Below are 18,741 nucleotides of genomic sequence, written 5' to 3' on the forward strand. Positions count from 1 at the left end.
GCGGGTGCAGGCCGGGGTCAGGCGCCGATGAGCTTGGCGAACTTGTCCTCGTACCGCGCGTCCTCGGCGTCGGAGAGCGAGCGGAACGCGTGGCCGCGGGCGTCCATCGCCGCGTCGGGGATGATCAGCGGGTTGCTCGCCAGCTTCGGGTCGATCTTCGCCAGGTACGGCTTCACCCCGGCGACCGGGCACACGTAGTTGATGTACGCCGAGACCTGGGCGGCGACCGCGGGCTCGTAGTAGTAGTCGATCAGCCGCTCCGCGTTGGCCTTGTGCCGCGCCTTGTCGGGGATGAGCAGGTTGTCGGTGGAGGAGACGAAGCCGGAGTCGGGGAAGACGTACTCGATGTCCGGGTCGTCGATGCGCAGTTGGACCAGGTCGCCGGCCCAGGCGACGCAGGCGGCGATGTCGCCCTTGCTCAGGCCGTCGGTGTAGTCGTTGCCGGTGAACTTCCGGATCTGCTGGCTGTCGACGGCCTTCTGGATGCGGGCGACGGCCGCGTCGAAGGTGTCGTCGGTGACCTTCTCGGGCAGCTCTCCCATGTCGAGCAGGGTCATGCCGATGGTGTCGCGCATCTCCGAGAGCATGGCGACCCTGCCCTTCAGCGAGCCGTCGTCGAGGAGCTGGGAGACGGAGGTGACCTTCCGGCCGCCGGTGGCCTTCTTGTTGTAGGCGATGCAGGTGCTGATGCCCTGCCAGGGGTAGGAGTAGGCGCGCCCGGGGTCCCAGTCGGGGCTGCGGAAGCGCTGTTCGAGGTTGGCGTAGGCGTGCGGCAGGTTGGCGGAGTCCAGCTGCTGCACCCAGCCGAGCCGGATCATCCGCCCGGCCAGCCAGTCGGTGAGCACCATCAGGTCGCGGCCGGTGTCCTGGCCGGCGGCGAGCTGCGGCTTGATCTTGCCGAAGAACTCGACGTTGTCGTTGATGTCCTCGGTGTACTTGACCTTGATGCCGGTGCGCTTGGTGAAGGCGTCCAGCGTCGGGTGGTGCTTGCCGTCGTCGCTGACGTCGATGTACTCGGTCCAGTTGGAGAAGTCCACCACCTTCTCCTGCGCCGAGTGGTCGGTGGAGGCGGTCTCGCCCTTGCGGCCGGCCGCGGGGATGCCGCAGCCGGTGAGGCCGGCGCCGGCCACGGCGCCGAGCCCGGCGACCCGCAGCAGCGAGCGGCGGGCGAGCGCGGCCCGCCCACTGGTCATGCTGCGCGCCATGGCGGCACGCTGGGGCGGGGAGAGGGTCTCGAACTGCTCCATGGGTGGTGCCCTTCCGAGGGTTCGGCCGGGTGGCGCCGGGCGGGTGGGCCGGGGCGGCCGGATGGACCGGCCCGCTCGGGCCGGGACACCCCGCCGGGGTCGCGAATCCATGTACCAGCGTGGTCAAAGCCTGGATTGATCGCTGATCCTGGCAGAGCCAGCCTCCTCCAACAAGGGATTCCGTTGTTGCCTTTTGGTTAATCGACGGATTCTGTGCCCTGTCCGTTCATCGCACCGATCACCCCGAAGCGCGCGTGAACAGCCACGCGCCGGCCGCCGGCCGCGCCTTCTCCCCCCGCCCCGGCGCGGCCCGGGGGACGGGCGGGCGCGCGGATTACGATGAACGGCACCGGCCGGCGCCCCGGCCGTCCCGCACGTCCCACCGGAGGAACCCCGCATGCCCGAGACCGCACCCGGCCCCTCCCCCGCCGCCGGGACCGCCCCCGCGGGCAGTGCCCCCGCCGCCGCGCCCGGCACCGCACCCGGCACCGGGCTGGACGCCTTCATCGCCGGGCTGCCGAAGGCCGAACTCCACGTCCACCACGTCGGCTCCGCCTCCCCGCGGATCGTCTCCGCCCTGGCCGCGCGGCACCCGGACTCCAAGGTGCCCGCCGACCCGGCCGCGCTCGCCGACTACTTCACCTTCCGGGACTTCGCCCACTTCATCCAGGTCTACCTGTCCGTGGTGGACCTGATCCGCGACGCCGAGGACATCCGGCTGCTGACGTACGAGGTCGCGCGGGACATGTCCCGGCAGCAGATCCGCTACGCCGAGCTGACCGTGACGCCCTACTCCTCGACGAACCGGGGCATCCCCGAGCAGGCGTTCATGGAGGCGATCGAGGACGCGCGCAAGGCCGCGGAGGCGGAGTTGGGCGTGGTGCTGCGCTGGTGCTTCGACATCCCCGGCGAGGCGGGCCTGGCCTCGGCGGAGCAGACCGCGCACCTGGCGCTGGACCTGCGCCCGGAGGGCCTGGTCTCCTTCGGCCTGGGCGGGCCCGAGATCGGGGTGCCGCGCCCGCAGTTCAAGCCGTACTTCGACCGGGCCAGGGCGGCCGGGCTGCACAGCGTGCCGCACGCCGGGGAGGCCACCGGGCCGCAGACGATCTGGGACGCCCTGAACGTGCTGGGCGCCGAGCGGATCGGCCACGGCACCAGCGCCGTGCAGGACCCCCGGCTGCTGGACCACCTCGCCGAGCACCGCATCCCGCTGGAGGTCTGCCCGACCTCCAACATCGCCACCCGGGTGGTGACCGACATCGAGGAGCACCCGATCCGGCGGATGGCCGAGGCGGGCGTGCTGGTCACCGTCAACAGCGACGACCCGCCGATGTTCGGCACCGACCTGAACACCGAGTACGCGGTGGCCGCCCGGCTGCTGGGGCTGGACCGCGCGGGTGTCGCGGAGCTGGCGAAGAACGCGGTGCACGCGTCCTTCCTGGAACCGGCGGGCAAGGCGCGGCTGGCGGCGGAGATCGACGCCTACACGCTGTCCTACGGCGCCGCCGCGGGCGGCCCCGGCGTCCCCTCCGCGCGGGGCTGACGCCGTGGCCGCGCGCCCTGGGCACGGGGTAACGGTCGTCGCCCACAGGGGCGACCCTTACACCCACCGCGAGAACACGCTGCCGTCGGTGCGTTCGGCGCTGCGCAAGGGCGCCGACGTCGTGGAGGTGGACGTCCGCCTCACCCGGGACGGCGTGCCGGTGCTGCTGCACGACCCGACGCTGGAGCGGCTGTGGGGCGTCGTGGCTCCGGTGGCCTCGCTGGCCTACGACGAGGTGGCCGAGGCGACCGGCGGCGGGGTGCCGTCCTTCGCGGCCGCGCTCGCCGAGCTGCTGGCCGGCCCGGACCGGACACGGATGCTGATCGACCTGACCGAGGCCGACCAGGCGCCCGCGGCCGTCCGGGCGGTACGGGAGGCGGGTGCGGCGGACCGGGTCTACTACTGCGGGAAGCTGGCCGCGATGCGCCAGGTGCGGGCCCTGGAGCCCGCCGCCGAGATCGCGATGACCTGGACGACGTCCGCGCGCCCGGCCGACGCGCTGCTGAACGGCCTCGCCCCGCGCTGGCTCAACCTCCGCTTCGGGCTGGCCGATCCGGCGACGGTAGCGTGGGCGCACGACCGCGGGCTGCTGGTCGCCGCCTGGACCGCCGACTGGCGCCGCTCGATGTCCCGCCTGGTCGCGGCCGGGGTGGACGCGGTCACCACCAACCGTCCGGAGGTGCTGCTGCGGCTGCGCGCGAAGGCGGCCTGAGCACCGTACGCGGGCTGAGCACCGTACGCGGCGCGCGGCGCTGACGCGCCGGCGGCCGGTCCGCACTCCTCGGTGCGCACCGGCCGCCGGCGGGGTTCGCGCTCACGCCTCCAGCGAGGTCATGACGTGCTTGATGCGGGTGTAGTCCTCGAAGCCGTACGCGGACAGGTCCTTGCCGTAGCCGGACTGCTTGAACCCGCCGTGCGGCATCTCGGCGACCAGCGGGATGTGGGTGTTGATCCACACGCAGCCGAAGTCGAGCTTCTTCGACATCCGCATCGCCCGGCCGTGGTCCTTGGTCCACACCGAGGAGGCCAGGCCGTAGTCCACGTCGTTGGCCCAGGTGACCGCCTGCTCCTCGTCGGTGAACGACTGGACGGTGATGACCGGGCCGAACACCTCGCGCTGCACCGCCTCGTCGTCCTGCCGCAGCCCGGAGACGACGGTGGGCGCGTAGAAGTAGCCCTCCTCGCCGACCCGGTGGCCGCCGGCCTCGACCTTGGCGTGCGCGGGCAGCCGGTCGACGAACCCGGCGACCTGGGCGAGCTGGTTGGCGTTGTTGAGCGGGCCGAAGAGCACGTCCTCGTCGTCGGGCAGGCCGGTCCTGGTGGCGGCGGCGGCCTTGGCCAGCGCCGCGGTGAACTCCTCGCGCACGCCCTCCTGCACGAGCACCCGGCAGGCGGCGGTGCAGTCCTGGCCGGCGTTGAAGAACCCGGCGAGGGCGATGTCCTCGGCGGCCTTGGCGAGCGCCTGGCTGTCGAGGTCGTCGAAGACCACCACCGGCGCCTTGCCGCCAAGTTCCAGGTGCACCCGCTTGACGTCCTTGGCGGCGGACCCGGCGACCTCGATGCCGGCCCGGACCGAGCCGGTGATGGACGCCATCGCCGGCACCGGGTGCTCGACCATCAGCCGGCCGGTGTCGCGGTCGCCGCAGACCACGTTGAACACGCCCTTGGGCAGCACCCCGGCGATGATCTCGGCGAGCAGCACGGTGGAGGCCGGGGTGGTGTCGGAGGGCTTGAGCACCACGGTGTTGCCCGCCGCGATCGCCGGGGCGAACTTCCACACCGCCATCATCATCGGGTAGTTCCACGGCGCGACCTGCGCGCACACCCCGACCGGCTCGCGTCGCACGATCGAGGTCAGGCCCTCCATGTACTCGCCGGCCGAGCGGCCCTCCAGCAGCCGGGCGGCGCCGGCGAAGAACCGGATCTGGTCCACCATCGGCGGGACCTCCTCGCTCGCGGTGAGCGCGAGCGGCTTGCCGGTGTTCTCGCTCTCCACCGCGACCAGTTCGTCCGCGCGCGCCTCGATGGCGTCGGCGATCCTCAGCAGCGCCTTCTGCCGCTCGGCGGGCGTGGTGTCGCGCCAGCCGGGGAAGGCCGCCCGGGCGGCGGCCATCGCCGCGTCGACGTCGGCCCTGCCGGACAGCGGCGCGGTCGCGTACGCCCGGCCGGTGACCGGACTGACCACCTCGGTGGTGCGCCCGTCGGCGGCGTCGCGGAATTCTCCGTCGATGTGGTTGCGCAGAGTACGGAGTTCGGTCACGGCGCTTGCTCCCTGGTCCATCCGGTTCGTGTCCATGTAGTGAGACGCCGCCCAGCTTAACGCCAGGACTGCCGTATTCGACACGCCCGCCGGGCTACAACAACCGATTCAGTGTTGCAGGCGGCTTAACACAACGGAATTCATCGTGCGGGGCTTGCGGGACCGTCGACCTCTCCTGCACAGTGGTGCGCGTGGCCACTCGTGACATGAACGGCGCCTCCGCCTCGATAGACGCGGTCTCGAAGGCGATCATCGAACAGCTCCAGGAGGACGGGCGCCGCCCGTACGCGGCGATCGGCAAGGCGGTGGGGCTGTCCGAGGCCGCGGTGCGCCAGCGGGTGCAGAAGCTGCTGGACCAGGGCGTGATGCAGATCGTCGCGGTGACCGACCCGCTCACCGTCGGCTTCCGCCGCCAGGCGATGGTCGGCGTCAACGTCGAGGGCGACCTCGAGCCGGTCGCCGACGCGCTCGCGGCCCTCGACGAGGTCGAGTACGTGGTGCTCACCGCCGGCTCGTTCGACCTGCTGGTGGAGATCGTCTGCGAGGACGACGACCACCTGCTGGAGATGATCAACAAGCGCATCCGCGCGCTGCCGGGCGTCCGCACCACCGAGACCTTCGTCTACCTCAAGCTCCGCAAGCAGACCTACACCTGGGGAACCAGATAGCCATGACCGCTTCGCACGCCGAGCAGCCCGACCAGTCGAAGTCCGCCTACGACCACCTGTGGATGCACTTCACCCGCATGTCGGACTACCAGGACGCCCCGGTGCCGACCATCGTCCGCGGCGAGGGCGCGTCCATCTACGACGCGCGCGGCAAGCGCTACATCGACGGCCTGTCCGGGCTGTTCGTGGTGCAGGCCGGGCACGGACGCCACGAACTCGCCGAGACCGCCTACAAGCAGGCGCAGGAGCTGGCCTTCTTCCCGATCTGGAGCTACGCCCACCCCAAGGCGGTCGAGCTCGCCGAGCGGCTGGCCGGGTACGCGCCCGGCGACCTGAACAAGGTCTTCTTCACCACCGGCGGCGGCGAGGCGGTGGAGACCGCCTGGAAGCTGGCGAAGCAGTACCACAAGCTGACCGGCAACCCCACCAAGTACAAGGTGATCTCGCGGGCGGTCGCCTACCACGGCACCCCGCAGGGCGCCCTGTCCATCACCGGACTGCCCGCGCTCAAGGCCCCGTTCGAACCGCTGGTGCCCGGCGCCCGCAAGGTGCCCAACACCAACATCTACCGCGCCCCGATCCACGGCGACGACCCGGAGGCGTTCGGCCGCTGGGCCGCCGACCAGATCGAGCAGGAGATCCTCTTCGAGGGCCCCGACACCGTGGCCGCGGTCTTCCTCGAACCGGTGCAGAACGCCGGCGGCTGCTTCCCCCCGCCGCCCGGCTACTTCCAGCGGGTCCGCGAGATCTGCGACCGGTACGGGGTGCTGCTCGTCTCCGACGAGGTGATCTGCGCGTTCGGGCGGCTGGGCACCATGTTCGCCTGCGACAAGTTCGACTACGTGCCCGACATGATCACCTGCGCCAAGGGCATGACCTCCGGCTACTCCCCGATCGGCGCGTGCGTCGTCTCCGACCGGCTCGCCGAGCCGTTCTACCGCGACGGCAACACCTTCCTGCACGGCTACACCTTCGCCGGCCACCCCGTCTCGGCGGCCGTGGCCCTCACCAACCTCGACATCTTCGAGCGCGAGGGGCTCAACCAGCACGTGCTGGACCATGAGGCGGCCTTCCGCGCCACCCTCGACCAGCTGCGGGACCTGCCGATCGTCGGCGACGTGCGCGGCAACGGCTTCTTCTACGGCATCGAGCTGGTCAAGGACAAGGCGACCAAGGAGACGTTCACCGACGAGGAGACCGAGCGCGTGCTGTACGGCTTCCTGTCCAAGGCGCTCTTCGACAACGGGCTGTACTGCCGCGCCGACGACCGCGGCGACCCGGTGATCCAGCTCGCCCCGCCGCTCATCGCCGAGCAGCCGCTCTTCGACGAGATCGAGTCCATCCTGCGCGGCGTGCTCAAGGAGGCGTGGACGAAGCTCTGACCGGCCGCCGGCCGCTGAGCACGGACCGCAGCCCGCCCCCTGCCACCCGGCAGGGGGCGGGCTGCGCCGATCGGGGGGTTCGCGGGGGCGCCTGCGGGGCGGGCGCGGCGGCCGCGCATAGCGTGCCGAGCAGTGACCGGACACGTCCCGGGCTCGTTGCCCGGGTGAACTCGCGATCCGCGGAGGTACGGCATGGAGGCCCCGCCCGACAACGACGTGCTCTGGGCTCGCGCCCTGCGTCACTCCTACCAGGGCTCGCCCGCGCTGCTCGGCGTGTCGGTCAGCGTGCGGGCCGGGGAGATCCTCGCGCTCGCCGGACCGCGCGGCGCGGGCAAGTCGACGCTGCTGCGCTGCCTTTCCGGACAGCTCGTCCCCGACGAGGGCGAGGTCTGGTTCAACAGCGGCCCGGTGCACACGCTGCCCGACCCCGCCCGCGAGCGGCTGCGCCGCGACCGGTTCGGCTGGGTCGGCACCGACCCGCACCTGCTGCCCGAGCTGAACGTGTGGGAGAACGCCGCCCTGCCGCTGCTGCTGCGCGGCGAGAGCAGCCGGACCGCGCGGACCGCCACCCGCGAGTGGCTGGACCGCCTCGACATCGGCGACGTCGCCCGCAGCCGGCCGGCCGGGCTGTCCGCCGCGCAGCGCCAGCGCGTCGCCGTGGCCCGCGCGCTGGTCACCGGCCCGGCCGTGGTCTTCGCCGACGAGCCGACCGCGACGCTGCACCGCGACGACCGGGCGCACGTGCTGCGCACCCTCACCAGCGCGGCCCGCTCCCACGGCATCACCGTCGTGCTGGCCACGGCCGACCCCGACATCGCCGCGCACGCCGACCGGACCGTGCCCTTCGCCGACGGCCGCGTGGTGACCACCGCCCCGGAGCAGAACTCGGGCCAGGGCGCCGCCCAGGGCAAGGGGCCGGCCCAGGGCAAGGGCAAGGGGACGGGGCAGAACCCGGACCTGGCCGCTCCCCGCCCGGCCAGCGTATGAACGCCCGCGTACGGCGCCCGCGCCCCGGGCGGAGCGCGGCCGGCCGCGGGGGGTGCGGCCGGTGCTGAGCCTGCGGCTGCTGCGCGGGGCGAGTCCGGCGGCGCTCGGCCGGTGGGTGCTGGCCGCCCTCGCGTCGTGCGGCACCGGACTGCTGCTGCTGGCGGCCCTCGGCTGGGCGCTGGCCCACCCCGGCGGCGCCTCGCACACGGTGGTACGCCTCGGCTGGTGCGTGGTGCCGGCGATCGTCAGCGTGCAGCTGGCGGTCGCGGTGGGCCGCGCCCAGTCGACCGGCTGGCCCCGGGCCGGGCTCACCGCGGTCGGCCTGGGCCGGAACGGCCTGGTGCTGCTCGCCGCGGCGACGGTGACCCTGGTGTGCGCGTGCGGCAGCGTGCTGGCGCTGCTGGTCTTCCTCCAACTGCGCGGCGACGTGACCGGTGTGCCCTACCACGGCGTCGGCCCCGGGCTCCTGGCGGCGGGCCACAGCCTGCCGCTCGCCGGGGCGGTCACGCTGCTGGCCCTGGTCCCGCTGGCGGCGGGCGCCGCGAGCGCGGCACGGCTGCGCACCGAGCAGCGCCCCGACGGACGGCGGACGGACGGGCAGCGGCCGGACCGGGGCCGTGCCCGCCCGGGCGGCCCGGACGCGGGCGCGATCGAACCGGACGAGCAGGTGCCCGCCGGGCTCCCGTGGGGCGTCGCGCTGATCGCCGTCGGGCTGGCGCTCGAGGCGACGGCCCCCGACCGGCACACCTTCCCGCTGCCCAGCGGCCTGGGCGCGATGGCGCCGGCCGCGGTCGGCGGCTGGGTGCTCACCGCCGCCGGGCTGGTGCTGGCCGGCCCCGGACTGGTCCACGCCTGCGGGCGGTTGCTCGCCGCCTACCGGCCCGGCGGGCTGCGGCTGCTGGCCGGGCGCGGGCTCCAGCACGAGGCGCGGCGGCTCGGCCGCCCGCTCGGCCTGCTCTCGGCGACCGTGGCGGCGCTGGTGGCCGGCTACGGCCTGCACCAGGACAGCGGCCGCAGCCTCGGGCCGGTCACCACCTGCGCGGTGCTGCTGATCTGCATGTGCGTGCTGGCCTCGGCCGCGCTGGCCGCGCGGGAGTCCCACGCCGCGCGCGCGTCCGCGCGGGCCGCGCTGCGCGAACTCGCGGCGCCCGCCGCGGTGCTGCGCGCGTCGGCGGCGGTGCGGGCCGGCGTGCTGGCGGTCGCGTTCCTGGTGCCGGCGCTGCTGGTCGCGGCGCTCTCGCCGACGCCCTAGCGCTCCCTCTCCCGGTCCGCAGCCCCTCCGCCTCCCGGCCCGTAACCCGTCCCCTTCCCAGTCCGCAGCCCCTCCCCTTCCGGCCCGTAACCCGTCCCCTTCCCGGCCCGTAGCCCGTCCCCTTCCCGGCCCGTGGCCCCTCCCCCCGTCCCGATCCGTCCCCGGCGCCGCGCGCGGTCCTCCCGCACGCGGCGCCGCGTCAACGGCGCGCCGCCGCTGTCCCTCTTCGCGGCGGCCCGGCGCCGACCGCGGCGCGCTATCGTGCTCGCGTGGCAGCGCCTACCTCCCCAGACTCGCCCCGTCCCTCCCGTCCGCGGCTGCCGCGTCCCGCGGCCGGCCCGTACCGCGGCCCGGTGCCGCCCGAGCCGCCGAAGGCGCCCTCGGGCGCCGCGCCGGAAGGTGTCCGCCGGACCCGCGAGGTGGAGACGCTGGAGGAGTTCGACGCGGTCGCGCTCGGCGGGTCCTTCGCGGACTGCCGGGTGCGGGCGGTGGACCTGACCTCCCGCACCTTCGCGCTGCTGGTCACCGACACCTCGCAGGCGGTCTTCCTCGGCTGCCCGATGGAGCCGCAGGCGCTGGCCCAGGTGCGGGCCGGCGGCGCGCTGGTCTTCCCGCCGGTGCCCGGCCTGCCCTTCGACCCCTACCGCGCGGCGCCCTACCGGCCCGAGGAGCTGTACGCGGGCCTGGCCGAGAGCGGCTACGGCGCGACACCGGACGCGCTGACGTACGACTGGTGGCTGCGGACCGCCGCCGAGCGCGACGTGTTCGCCTCCATGCTGCGCTCCGTCCACGACGACGCGGTCTCCGACGCCCTGGACGAGCAGCTCGGCGGCGAGCAGGTGGTGGGCGTGCTGGGCGGGCACGCCATGGAGCGCGGCACCCCGGCGTACGCGGGCGCCGCCCGGCTGGGCCGCGCGCTGGCCACCGCCGGGCTGACCGTGGCGACCGGCGGCGGCCCGGGCGCGATGGAGGCGGCGAACTTCGGGGCGTACGCGGCCGCGTACGACGACGTGATGCTCGGCAAGGCGCTCGACGTCCTCGCGGGCACCCCGTCCTTCGCGCCCTCCGTCGACGCCTGGGCGTCCACCGCCTTCGAGGTGCGCGAGCGCTGGCCGGACGGCGGGCCCTCCTACGGCCTGCCCACCTGGTTCTACGGCCACGAGCCGCCCAACCCGTTCGCCGCGCACATCGCGAAGTTCTTCGCGAACGCCACCCGTGAGGACGGGCTCCTGACACGCTGCACCGCCGGCGCCGTCTTCCTGCCGGGCGCCGCCGGCACCGTCCAGGAGGTCTTCGACGCCGCCACCGCCAACTACTACGGCTCGCACGGCGACCCGGCCCCCATGGTCCTGGTCGACCACGCCCACTGGACCGCCGAGCTGCCCGTCTGGCCGCTGCTCCAGGCCCTCGCCGACGGCCGGCCCATGAGCGCGCGCATCACCCTGGTCGACAGCGTCGACGAGGTGCCCGCGGCGCTGGCCCGCCTCAGCGCGTAGCCCGCCTCACCCCGCGGCCGGGCGTTCGCCGGGAGCGGCCCGTACGGCGGACCGGGCGAGGACGACGACGTCCTCGGGGGCGAACACCGCGCCCACCCGGGCGCCGATCTCCGGCGCGTCGCGCAGCGCGCACTCCGCTTCGAGGGCGGGCCCCTGCGCGGGCTGGAGCAGCACTCCCACATGGCCGCCGCGGAAGGTCCGCGAGACCACCTCGCAGCGCGGTCCGGCGCCGTCGGCCGGCCCGAGCCGTACGCCCGAGGGCCGCACGAGCAGGCGGTGCTCGCCGTCGGGGGTGCCGTCGGGGACGGCGAGCTTGCCCCAGGCGGTCACCGCGACACCACCGCTGACCACGGCGTCGGTGATGTTGTCGAACCCCAGGAAGCGGGCCACGAACTCCGAGCCGGGCTGCTGCCACACCTCGAGGGGCGTACCGCTGCGCACGATCCGCCCGTCGCGCATCACCACCACCCGGTCCGCGAGCGCGAACGCCTCCCCCTGGTCGTGCGTGACGGCCAGCACGGTGGTGCCCAACTGCCCGAACAGCCGACGCAGTTCGACGACCAGCCGTTCGCGCAGGGAGCGGTCGAGCTGGCCCAGCGGCTCGTCGAGCATCAGCAGCCGCGGCTCGGACGCGAGGGCGCGGGCCAGCGCGACCCGCTGCTGCTCGCCGCCGGAGAGGGTGGCGACGGGGCGGGCCGCGGCGCCGGGCAGCCCCACCAGGTCCAGCAGTTCGGCGGTCCGCCGCTCGCGGTCCTGGCGCGGCATCCCGTGCATGCGCGGCCCGAACGCCACGTTGCCGCCGACGTCGCGCTGCGGGAAGAGCTGGTGGTCCTGGAACATCAGCCCGACCCCGCGGCGGTGCGCGGGCACGCCCCGCTGGTCGGCGCCATCCAGCAGCACCCGGCCGCCGTCGAGCGCCTGGAGCCCGGCAACGGTGCGCAGCAGCGTGGACTTGCCGCTGCCGGACGGCCCGAGCACGCAGACGATCTCGTGCGCGGCCGCGTCCACGCTCACCTCGTCCAGCGCGGCGCGCGCCCCGAACCGTACGGTGGCCGCGTCCACGCGCAGCAGGGTGCCGGTCATCGCGACCTCTCCGACAGCGGGTACTCCAGGATCAGCAGGCTGGCCGCGCAGACCACCATGAGGATGGTGCTCAGCGCCATCGCCTGGCCGTAGTTCATCTCGCCGGCCCGGCCGAGCAGGCGGGCGACGGCGACCGGCAGGGTGGGGCTGTCGGGGCGGGCGATGAAGACCGTGGCACCGAACTCGCCGAGCGAGACGGCGAACGCGAACCCGGCCGCGATGCCCAGCGCCCGCCGTACCAGCGGGAGTTCGACCTCGCGCCAGACCCGCAGCGGGGAGGCGCCCAGCATCGCCGCGGCCTCCCGCAGCCGTTCGTCGACGGCCCGCAGCACCGGCAGCATCACCCGCACCACGAACGGCGCGCCGACCAGCGCCTGGGCCAGCGGCACCAGCAGCCAGGAGTCCCGCAGGTCCAGCGGCGGCTTGTCGAGGGCGATCAGGAAGCCGAAGCCGACGGTGACCGCGGAGGTGCCCAGCGGCAGCATCATCAGCCCGTCGAAGCCGCGCATCAGCCGGCCGCCGCGGCGGGTCAGGGCGGCCGCGGCCAGCCCGCCGACGACCAGGGCGATCACGGTGGCGGCGGCCGCGTAGCGCACCGAGTTCCAGACGGTCTGCAACGGTGGGACGAGGAAGGTGCCGTCGCCGCCGGTGGTGCCGAGCGCGCGGTAGAAGGCCAGGCCGTAGCCGTTCGGGCCGTCGAAGGAGCGGGCGGCGAGCACGCCGAGCGGCAGCAGGATCAGCAGCGCGACCGAGGCGAGGACGGCGGCCAGCAGCGCGCGTTCGCCCCGGCCGCGCGGGCGGTGCGCGGTGCCGGCCGGGTCGACCAGGCGCAGCGCGGACTCCCCACGCCGGGTGGTCCAGGCGTGCACGGCCAGGATCGCGGCCACGGCGGCGAACTGGAGCAGGGTGAGCACGGCCGCGGTGGGCAGGTCGAAGATCTCGGCGGTCTCCCGGTAGATCTCGACCTCCAGGGTGGCGCGGGTGGGGCCGCCGAGGATCTGGATGACGCCGAAGGAGGTGAAGGTGAACAGGAAGACCATCACCCCGGCGGCCGCGACGGCAGGCCCGAGCGCGGGCAGGGTGACGCGGCGCCAGGCGGCGAGGCGGCCCGCGCCGAGCATGCGGGCGGCCTCCTCCTGGCGCGGGTCGAGCTGGGCCCACAGGCCGCCGACGGTGCGGACGACCACGGCGTAGTTGAAGAAGACGTGCGCGATGAGGATCGCCCACACCGAGGTGTCCAGGCGCACCCCGAACAGGCTGTCGGTGAAGCCGCCCTGCCCGAGCAGCGCGAGGAACGCCGAGCCCGCGACGACGGTCGGCAGCACGAACGGCACCGTGACCACGGCCCGCAGCAGCCGCTTGCCGGGGAAGTCCAGCCGCGCGAAGGCGTACGCCCCCGGCAGGGCGACCACCAGGGTCAGCGCGGTGGAGGCGGCCGCCTGCCAGCAGGTGAACCACAGCACGTGCCGGACCGAGCCGTCACCGAGGACGTCGCCGATCCGGCCGAGCTGCCAGCGGCCGCCCTCGTGCAGGCCGCGGCCGACGATCGCCGCCACGGGGTAGGCGAAGAAGGCGGCGAAGAACGCCAGCGGCAGTGCGGCCAGGGCCGCTCCGGTGAGGACGCGGCGGCTACCGCGGTGGGAGTCGGCCCGCGGCGCGGCGTTGCGCGGTGCGGCCTTGCGCGGCAGCCCGTTCTTTGGCGCTCCCTCCCGTGGCGCTACAGGACGATCGAGTTCCACGACTTCACCCAGTCGTCCCGCTTCGCGGCGATCTTGTCGGGCGCCAGCGTCGTGGGGTGCGGGACCTTCGCGCCGTACTTGGTGAACACCTCGGGTTCGACCGCGCCCTTCACGACCGGGTCGACGTACATCTGGAGCGGCATGTCCTGCTGGAAGGTCCGGCTGAGCATGAAGTCGATGAACGCCTTGGCGCCGGCGGGGTTCTTCGCGCCGTGCAGCAGCCCGGCGAACTCGATCTGGCGGAAGCAGGTGCCGGTGGCCACCCCGACGGGCGACTGCGCGGGCTGCGGGGTGACGCCGACCACCTCGGCGGGCGGGCTGGAGGCGTAGGAGACGACCAGCGGCTTGCTGCCCTTGGCCTTCTTGCCGGCGGCCGACCCGGAGAAGGCGTTGTCGTACGCCTGCTCCCAGCTGTCGACGACCTGCACGCCGTTGGCCTTCAGCTTCTTCCAGTACGCCTGCCAGCCGGAGTCGCCGTAGGTGGCGGCGGTGCCCAGCAGGAAGGCGAGCCCCGGGGAGGAGGTGGAGACGTTCTCGGTGACGAGCAGGTTCTTGTACTGCGGCTTGACCAGGTCGGCGAAGGTCTGCGGCGGCGCGAGGTGGTGGGAGGTGAAGTAGGCGCGGTCGTAGTTGACGCACACGTCGCCGGAGTCGATCGGCGTCACGCGGTGCTTGGCGGCGTCCAGTTGCACGTCCGCGGCGACCTGGTCCAGGCCCTTGGCGGTGTAGGAGTCGAACAGGCCGTTGCTCAGGGCGCGGGAGAGCAGGGTGTTGTCGACGCCGAAGAAGACGTCGCCGCGCGGGTGGTCCTTGGTGAGGATGGCCTGGTTGACCGCGGCGCCCGCGTCGCCGCCGCGCAGCACCTTGACGGTGTAGCCGGTCTCCTTGGTGAACTGCGCGAGCACCGAGGAGGAGGCGGCGAACGAGTCGTGGCTGACCAGGGTGACGGTCTTGGAGGGCTTGCCGGCGGCCGAGGAGGAGCCGGAACCGGAGCTGGAGCTCGAGCCGCAGCCGGCGAGGACGGTGGCGCCGGCGGTGGCGAGGACGAGCGCGCCGATGGCACGCCGACGGATGGTGCTGTTCACTGTGTGACTCCCTACGCCGGTATGACCCGGATCAGGTGGGAGGGTCTGCGGCCTGGGTCCCTCGACGGTCCTGCCGTCGGATCGGGTCCCAGCCGCACTCTCAGCGCCGTCTCAGGCGCTCCCCTGTCGGATGTTCACTTGTCCTGCGGTTCTGCGGTCGTGCGGTTCATGTGTCCTGCTGTTCATGTGTCCTGCTGGTACGACGAACACACCAGCGCACCGTATCAGCGTGCGGAGGCGGCGAGCTGACCGCAGGCCCCGTCGATCTCCTGGCCGCGGGTGTCACGGACGGTCACCGGCACGCCGTGCGCCTCCAGTGCGGCCACGAACGCCCGCTCGTCCTCCGGCCGGGAGGCGGTCCACTTGGAGCCGGGGGTGGGGTTGAGCGGGATCAGGTTCACGTGCACCCGGTGGTTCTTCAGCAGCCGGCCGAGCCGGTCGGCGCGCCACGCCTGGTCGTTGACGTCGCGGATCAGGGCGTACTCGATGGAGACGCGGCGGCCGGAGACGTCGGCGTAGTGCCAGGCGGCGTCGAGCACCTCGCGGACCTTCCAGCGGGTGTTGACCGGCACGAGGGTGTCGCGCAGCTCGTCGTCGGGGGCGTGCAGGGACACCGCGAGGCGGCACTTGAAGCCCTCGTCGGCGAAGCGGTGCATGGCCGGGACCAGGCCGACGGTGGAGACGGTGATGCCGCGCTGCGACAGCCCCAGCCCGTCGGGCGCCGGATCGGTCAGGCGCCGGATCGCGTCGACGACCCGGCGGTAGTTCGCGAGCGGCTCGCCCATGCCCATGAAGACGATGTTCGACAGCCGGTCCGGGGCGCCGGCCGCGCTGCCGGGCACGTCTCCGTCGCGCAGGGACCGCATCCCGGCGACGATCTGGTGCACGATCTCGGCCGTCGACAGGTTGCGGTCCAGGCCCGCCTGGCCGGTCGCGCAGAACGGGCAGTTCATCCCGCAGCCGGCCTGCGACGAGATGCACATCGTCACCCGGTCCGGGTACCGCATCAGCACCGACTCGACGAGCGTCCCGTCGAAGAGCCGCCACAGCGTCTTGCGGGTCTCCCCGTCGTCGCACGAGGCGTGCCGCACCACCGTCATCAGCTCCGGCAGCAGGTCGCCGGCCAGCTTCCCCCGGGCCCCCACCGGAATGTCCGTCCACGTCGCCGGATCGTCCGCGTAGCGCGCGAAGTAGTGCTGCGACAACTGCTTCGCCCGGAACGGCTTCTCCCCCAGCGCCGCCACCGCCTCCCTCCGCTCCGCGGGCGAAAGATCAGCAAGATGCCGCGGCGGCTTCTTGGCCCCGCGCGGCACGGCAAACGTCAGTTCTCCGGGTACAGGCATGATGCCTACCAGTGTCGCAGACTCCGCGCGGTGCGCCGTTCGTGCTGCGTGCGGCCGGGACGGGGCCGGGAGGCGGGGGTCAGCCCTGGCCGACGAAGGAGACGAGGAGGAGCCAGACGACGGGGGCGGTGGGGAGGAGGGAGTCGAGGCGGTCCATGATGCCGCCGTGGCCCGGGAGGAGGGTGCCCATGTCCTTGATGCCGAGGTCGCGTTTGATCATGGACTCGCCGAGGTCGCCGAGGGTGGCGCTGACCGCCGCGGCCAGGCCCAAGAGCAGGCCCTGCCACCAGTGGCCGCCGTCGATGAAGTACTGCATGAGCAGGGCGCCGACGACCATCGCGAAGCTGATCGCGCCGACCAGGCCCTCGCGGGTCTTGCCGGGGCTGATCCGGGGCGCGAGCTTGTGGCTGCCGAAGCGCCAGCCGACCGCGTAGGCGCCGGTGTCGCTGATCACGGTGAGCAGCAGGAAGACCAGCACCCGCCGCGGACCGTCGTCGGCGGCGAGCATCATGACCACGAACGTGGCGAGGTACGGCACGTAGAACGCGGCGAACACGGCCGCGGTGACGTCCCGCAGGTAGTCCTCGGGCGGGGTGGCCATCCGCCAGACCAGCACCGCGAGCGCGGTGAGCGCCATCGCGATCCACGCGCCGTCGGCACCGCGGACGTACCCGACGATCACCATCGCGGTGCCGCCGACCGCCAGCGGGACCAGCGGCGCGTGGATCTGCTTGCGCTCGGCGAGCCGGGAGGTCAGCTCCCACAGCCCGACGACCACCGCGACCACGACGATCCCGACGAAGACCGCCTTGACGACGAACAGCGCCGCCACGACCACCGCACCGAGGCCGACACCGACCCCTATCGCCGCCCGCAGGTCGCGCCCGGCGGACTTCTTCGCGGCCGGCGGTGGGTCCTGGGGCGGCGCGGACGGTGGCGGTGGCATGGTGGAGATCTTCCTCCTGACCCCGGGCTCCGTGGCGGAACCCGCCGCGTGACCGGCGCGTGGCGAAGCGCCCCAGGAAGAATCGTTCACGGAACGTCGCCTCGCGTCGTCGTCAGGTTGGTGGTCGGCCGGGGGGAACGTGCGGCGGTCCGGCCCGGACGCGCAGGGTCCGGCCAGGACACATCGGCTACGCGGGAGCTCCGCGGAGGTCAGACCTCCAGCAGCTCCGCTTCCTTGTGCTTGAGCAGCTCGTCGACCTGCGCCACGTACTTCGCCGTGGTGTCGTCCAGCTCCTTCTCCGCGCGGCGCACCTCGTCCTCGCCGCTCTCGCCGTCCTTGACGAGCTTGTCCAGCGTCTCCTTGGCCTTGCGGCGGACGCTGCGGATGGAGATCTTCGCGTCCTCGCCCTTGGCCTTGGCGACCTTGATGTACTCGCGCCGCCGCTCCTCGGTGAGCTGCGGGAACACCACGCGGATGATCCGGCCGTCGTTGCTGGGGTTCACACCGAGGTCGGAGTTGCGGATCGCCTCTTCGATGTTGCGCAGGCTGCTGCTGTCGAAGGGGGTGATCACGGCCATCCGCGGCTCGGGCACGGCGAAGGAGGCGAGCTGGTTGATCGGGGTGACCGCGCCGTAGTACTCGGCGACGATCTTGTTGAACATCGCCGGGTGCGCACGGCCGGTGCGGATCGCCGCGAAGTCGTCCTTGGCGACGACGACGGCCTTCTCCATCTTCTCCTCGGCCTCGAGGAGGGTCTCTTCAATCACCATGTGCTCCTGGTATTCAGAAGGCAGAGCCGTCGGGTCCGGGCCCCTGCGCGCGTCTTCGTGCTCTTCCTGCACGGTGTCGGACCGGGCAGCCTGTTGTCCATACCGGCCGCGCCGGTCACGCCCTGGTGCCCTGGTCGTTGACCAGCGTGCCGATCTTCTCACCCTTGACCGCGCGGGCGATGTTGCCCTCGGCGAGCAGTTCGAAGACCAGGATCGGCAGTTTGTTGTCCTGGCAGAGGGTGATCGCGGTGAGGTCGGCGACCCGCAGGTCGCGGGCGATCAGCTCGCCGTACTCCAGGGCGTCGAAGCGGACGGCGTTCGGGTTGTGCTTCGGGTCGGAGTCGTAGACCCCGTCCACCCCGTTCTTGCCCATCAGCATCGCCACCGCGTCGATCTCCAGGGCGCGCTGCGCGGCGGTGGTGTCGGTGGAGAAGTAGGGCATGCCCATGCCGGCGCCGAAGATGACCACGCGGCCCTTCTCCAGGTGCCGGACGGCGCGCAGCGGGATGTAGGGCTCGGCGACCTGGCCCATGGTGATGGCGGTCTGCACCCGGGTCTCGATGCCCTCCTTCTCCAGGAAGTCCTGGAGGGCGAGGCAGTTCATCACGGTGCCGAGCATGCCCATGTAGTCGGAGCGGGCGCGGTCCATGCCGCGCTGCTGGAGTTCGGCGCCGCGGAAGAAATTGCCGCCGCCGAGCACGACCGCGATCTCGTAGCCCTCGCGGACCACCGCGGCGATCTCCCGGGCGATGGCGTGCACCACGTCGGGGTCGACGCCGAGCCCGCCGCCGCCGGCGAACGCCTCGCCGGAGAGCTTGAGCAGGTAGCGGCGCGGAGCGGTCCCGTCGCGGCCTTCGTGCTGCTGCCCGCCGCCCTCGTGGGTGTGGTCGCGGGCCTTGCGGGCGCCTTCGGCACCATCATCCATGGGAGATCTCCTCGT

The 18,741-nt window shown here is 73.3% G+C and carries 16 protein-coding genes and 1 riboswitch; of the genes, 7 read left to right on the forward strand and 9 right to left on the reverse strand.

All coding sequences use genetic code 11. The features are described from left to right. Positions 1–17 precede the first annotated feature (17 nt). A complete protein-coding gene (locus AC3ERT_RS09255) occupies positions 18–1,247 on the reverse strand; it encodes a polyamine ABC transporter substrate-binding protein (RefSeq protein ID WP_435130870.1) in 1,230 nt (409 codons plus the stop codon). Between the two features lie 397 nt (positions 1,248–1,644). Here AC3ERT_RS09255 and AC3ERT_RS09260 point away from each other — a divergent pair, with 397 nt between their 5' ends. After that, complete coding sequence (locus AC3ERT_RS09260; RefSeq protein WP_435173592.1) at positions 1,645–2,790, forward strand: adenosine deaminase; 1,146 nt, start codon at positions 1,645–1,647, stop codon at positions 2,788–2,790. A gap of 4 nt (positions 2,791–2,794) precedes the next feature. Continuing rightward, positions 2,795–3,502, forward strand: coding sequence for a glycerophosphodiester phosphodiesterase (locus AC3ERT_RS09265; RefSeq protein ID WP_435173593.1), 708 nt, complete (start codon positions 2,795–2,797; stop codon positions 3,500–3,502). A gap of 102 nt (positions 3,503–3,604) precedes the next feature. On the opposite strand, the gene AC3ERT_RS09270 is transcribed toward AC3ERT_RS09265, so the two are convergent. Then, positions 3,605–5,050, reverse strand: coding sequence for a gamma-aminobutyraldehyde dehydrogenase (locus AC3ERT_RS09270; protein ID WP_335981516.1), 1,446 nt, complete (start codon positions 5,048–5,050; stop codon positions 3,605–3,607). Between the two features lie 206 nt (positions 5,051–5,256). On the opposite strand from AC3ERT_RS09270, the gene AC3ERT_RS09275 reads away from it, so the two are divergent. The 5 genes from AC3ERT_RS09275 to AC3ERT_RS09295 all read left to right on the forward strand — a co-directional run bounded on the left by AC3ERT_RS09275 (position 5,257) and on the right by AC3ERT_RS09295 (position 10,835). Continuing rightward, the gene (locus AC3ERT_RS09275) at positions 5,257–5,718 is read left to right on the forward strand and encodes an Lrp/AsnC family transcriptional regulator (RefSeq protein WP_435130960.1); all 462 of its coding nucleotides are present in this window, start codon (positions 5,257–5,259) and stop codon (positions 5,716–5,718) included. Positions 5,719–5,720: 2 nt separating this feature from the next. Beyond that, the gene (locus AC3ERT_RS09280; RefSeq protein WP_335981517.1) at positions 5,721–7,100 is read left to right on the forward strand and encodes an aspartate aminotransferase family protein; all 1,380 of its coding nucleotides are present in this window, start codon (positions 5,721–5,723) and stop codon (positions 7,098–7,100) included. A gap of 192 nt (positions 7,101–7,292) precedes the next feature. Continuing rightward, a complete protein-coding gene (locus AC3ERT_RS09285) occupies positions 7,293–8,087 on the forward strand; it encodes an ABC transporter ATP-binding protein (RefSeq protein ID WP_435173594.1) in 795 nt (264 codons plus the stop codon). 61 nt (positions 8,088–8,148) lie between these two features. Beyond that, a complete protein-coding gene (locus AC3ERT_RS09290) occupies positions 8,149–9,339 on the forward strand; it encodes a hypothetical protein (protein ID WP_435173595.1) in 1,191 nt (396 codons plus the stop codon). Positions 9,340–9,758: 419 nt separating this feature from the next. Further along, positions 9,759–10,835, forward strand: a complete 1,077-nt coding sequence (locus AC3ERT_RS09295) for an LOG family protein (protein WP_435173676.1) — start codon at positions 9,759–9,761, stop codon at positions 10,833–10,835. 6 nt (positions 10,836–10,841) lie between these two features. Here the strand turns inward: AC3ERT_RS09295 and AC3ERT_RS09300 are convergent, their stop codons facing one another. The 7 genes from AC3ERT_RS09300 to pyrH all read right to left on the reverse strand — a co-directional run bounded on the left by AC3ERT_RS09300 (position 10,842) and on the right by pyrH (position 18,726). Then, positions 10,842–11,918 carry an ABC transporter ATP-binding protein gene (locus tag AC3ERT_RS09300; RefSeq protein ID WP_435173596.1) on the reverse strand — a complete coding sequence of 359 codons (1,077 nt, stop codon included), beginning with the start codon at positions 11,916–11,918 and terminating at the stop codon, positions 10,842–10,844. Then, the gene (locus AC3ERT_RS09305; RefSeq protein WP_435173677.1) at positions 11,915–13,522 is read right to left on the reverse strand and encodes an ABC transporter permease; all 1,608 of its coding nucleotides are present in this window, start codon (positions 13,520–13,522) and stop codon (positions 11,915–11,917) included. Before AC3ERT_RS09305 ends, AC3ERT_RS09300 begins: the two co-directional genes overlap by 4 nt. A gap of 113 nt (positions 13,523–13,635) precedes the next feature. Continuing rightward, positions 13,636–14,742 (reverse strand): thiamine ABC transporter substrate-binding protein, encoded by a 1,107-nt coding sequence (locus tag AC3ERT_RS09310; protein WP_435130859.1) that lies wholly within the window; start codon positions 14,740–14,742, stop codon positions 13,636–13,638. Next, positions 14,734–14,877, reverse strand: a riboswitch (TPP riboswitch). (Overlaps the previous gene by 9 nt.) A gap of 89 nt (positions 14,878–14,966) precedes the next feature. Continuing rightward, complete coding sequence (gene rlmN / locus AC3ERT_RS09315) at positions 14,967–16,085, reverse strand: dual-specificity RNA methyltransferase RlmN (RefSeq protein ID WP_435130857.1); 1,119 nt, start codon at positions 16,083–16,085, stop codon at positions 14,967–14,969. 79 nt (positions 16,086–16,164) lie between these two features. After that, complete coding sequence (locus AC3ERT_RS09320; protein WP_435173678.1) at positions 16,165–17,244, reverse strand: phosphatidate cytidylyltransferase; 1,080 nt, start codon at positions 17,242–17,244, stop codon at positions 16,165–16,167. Further along, entirely contained in the window at positions 17,241–17,798 is a 558-nt protein-coding gene (frr, locus tag AC3ERT_RS09325) for a ribosome recycling factor (protein WP_335981631.1), read from the reverse strand. The genes AC3ERT_RS09320 and frr overlap by 4 nt, the downstream gene beginning before the upstream one ends. Before the next feature lie 118 nt (positions 17,799–17,916). After that, a complete protein-coding gene (pyrH, locus tag AC3ERT_RS09330) occupies positions 17,917–18,726 on the reverse strand; it encodes a UMP kinase (protein ID WP_335981529.1) in 810 nt (269 codons plus the stop codon). Positions 18,727–18,741: the final 15 nt, after the last annotated feature.

This window comes from Actinacidiphila sp. bgisy145 (assembly GCF_057708125.1).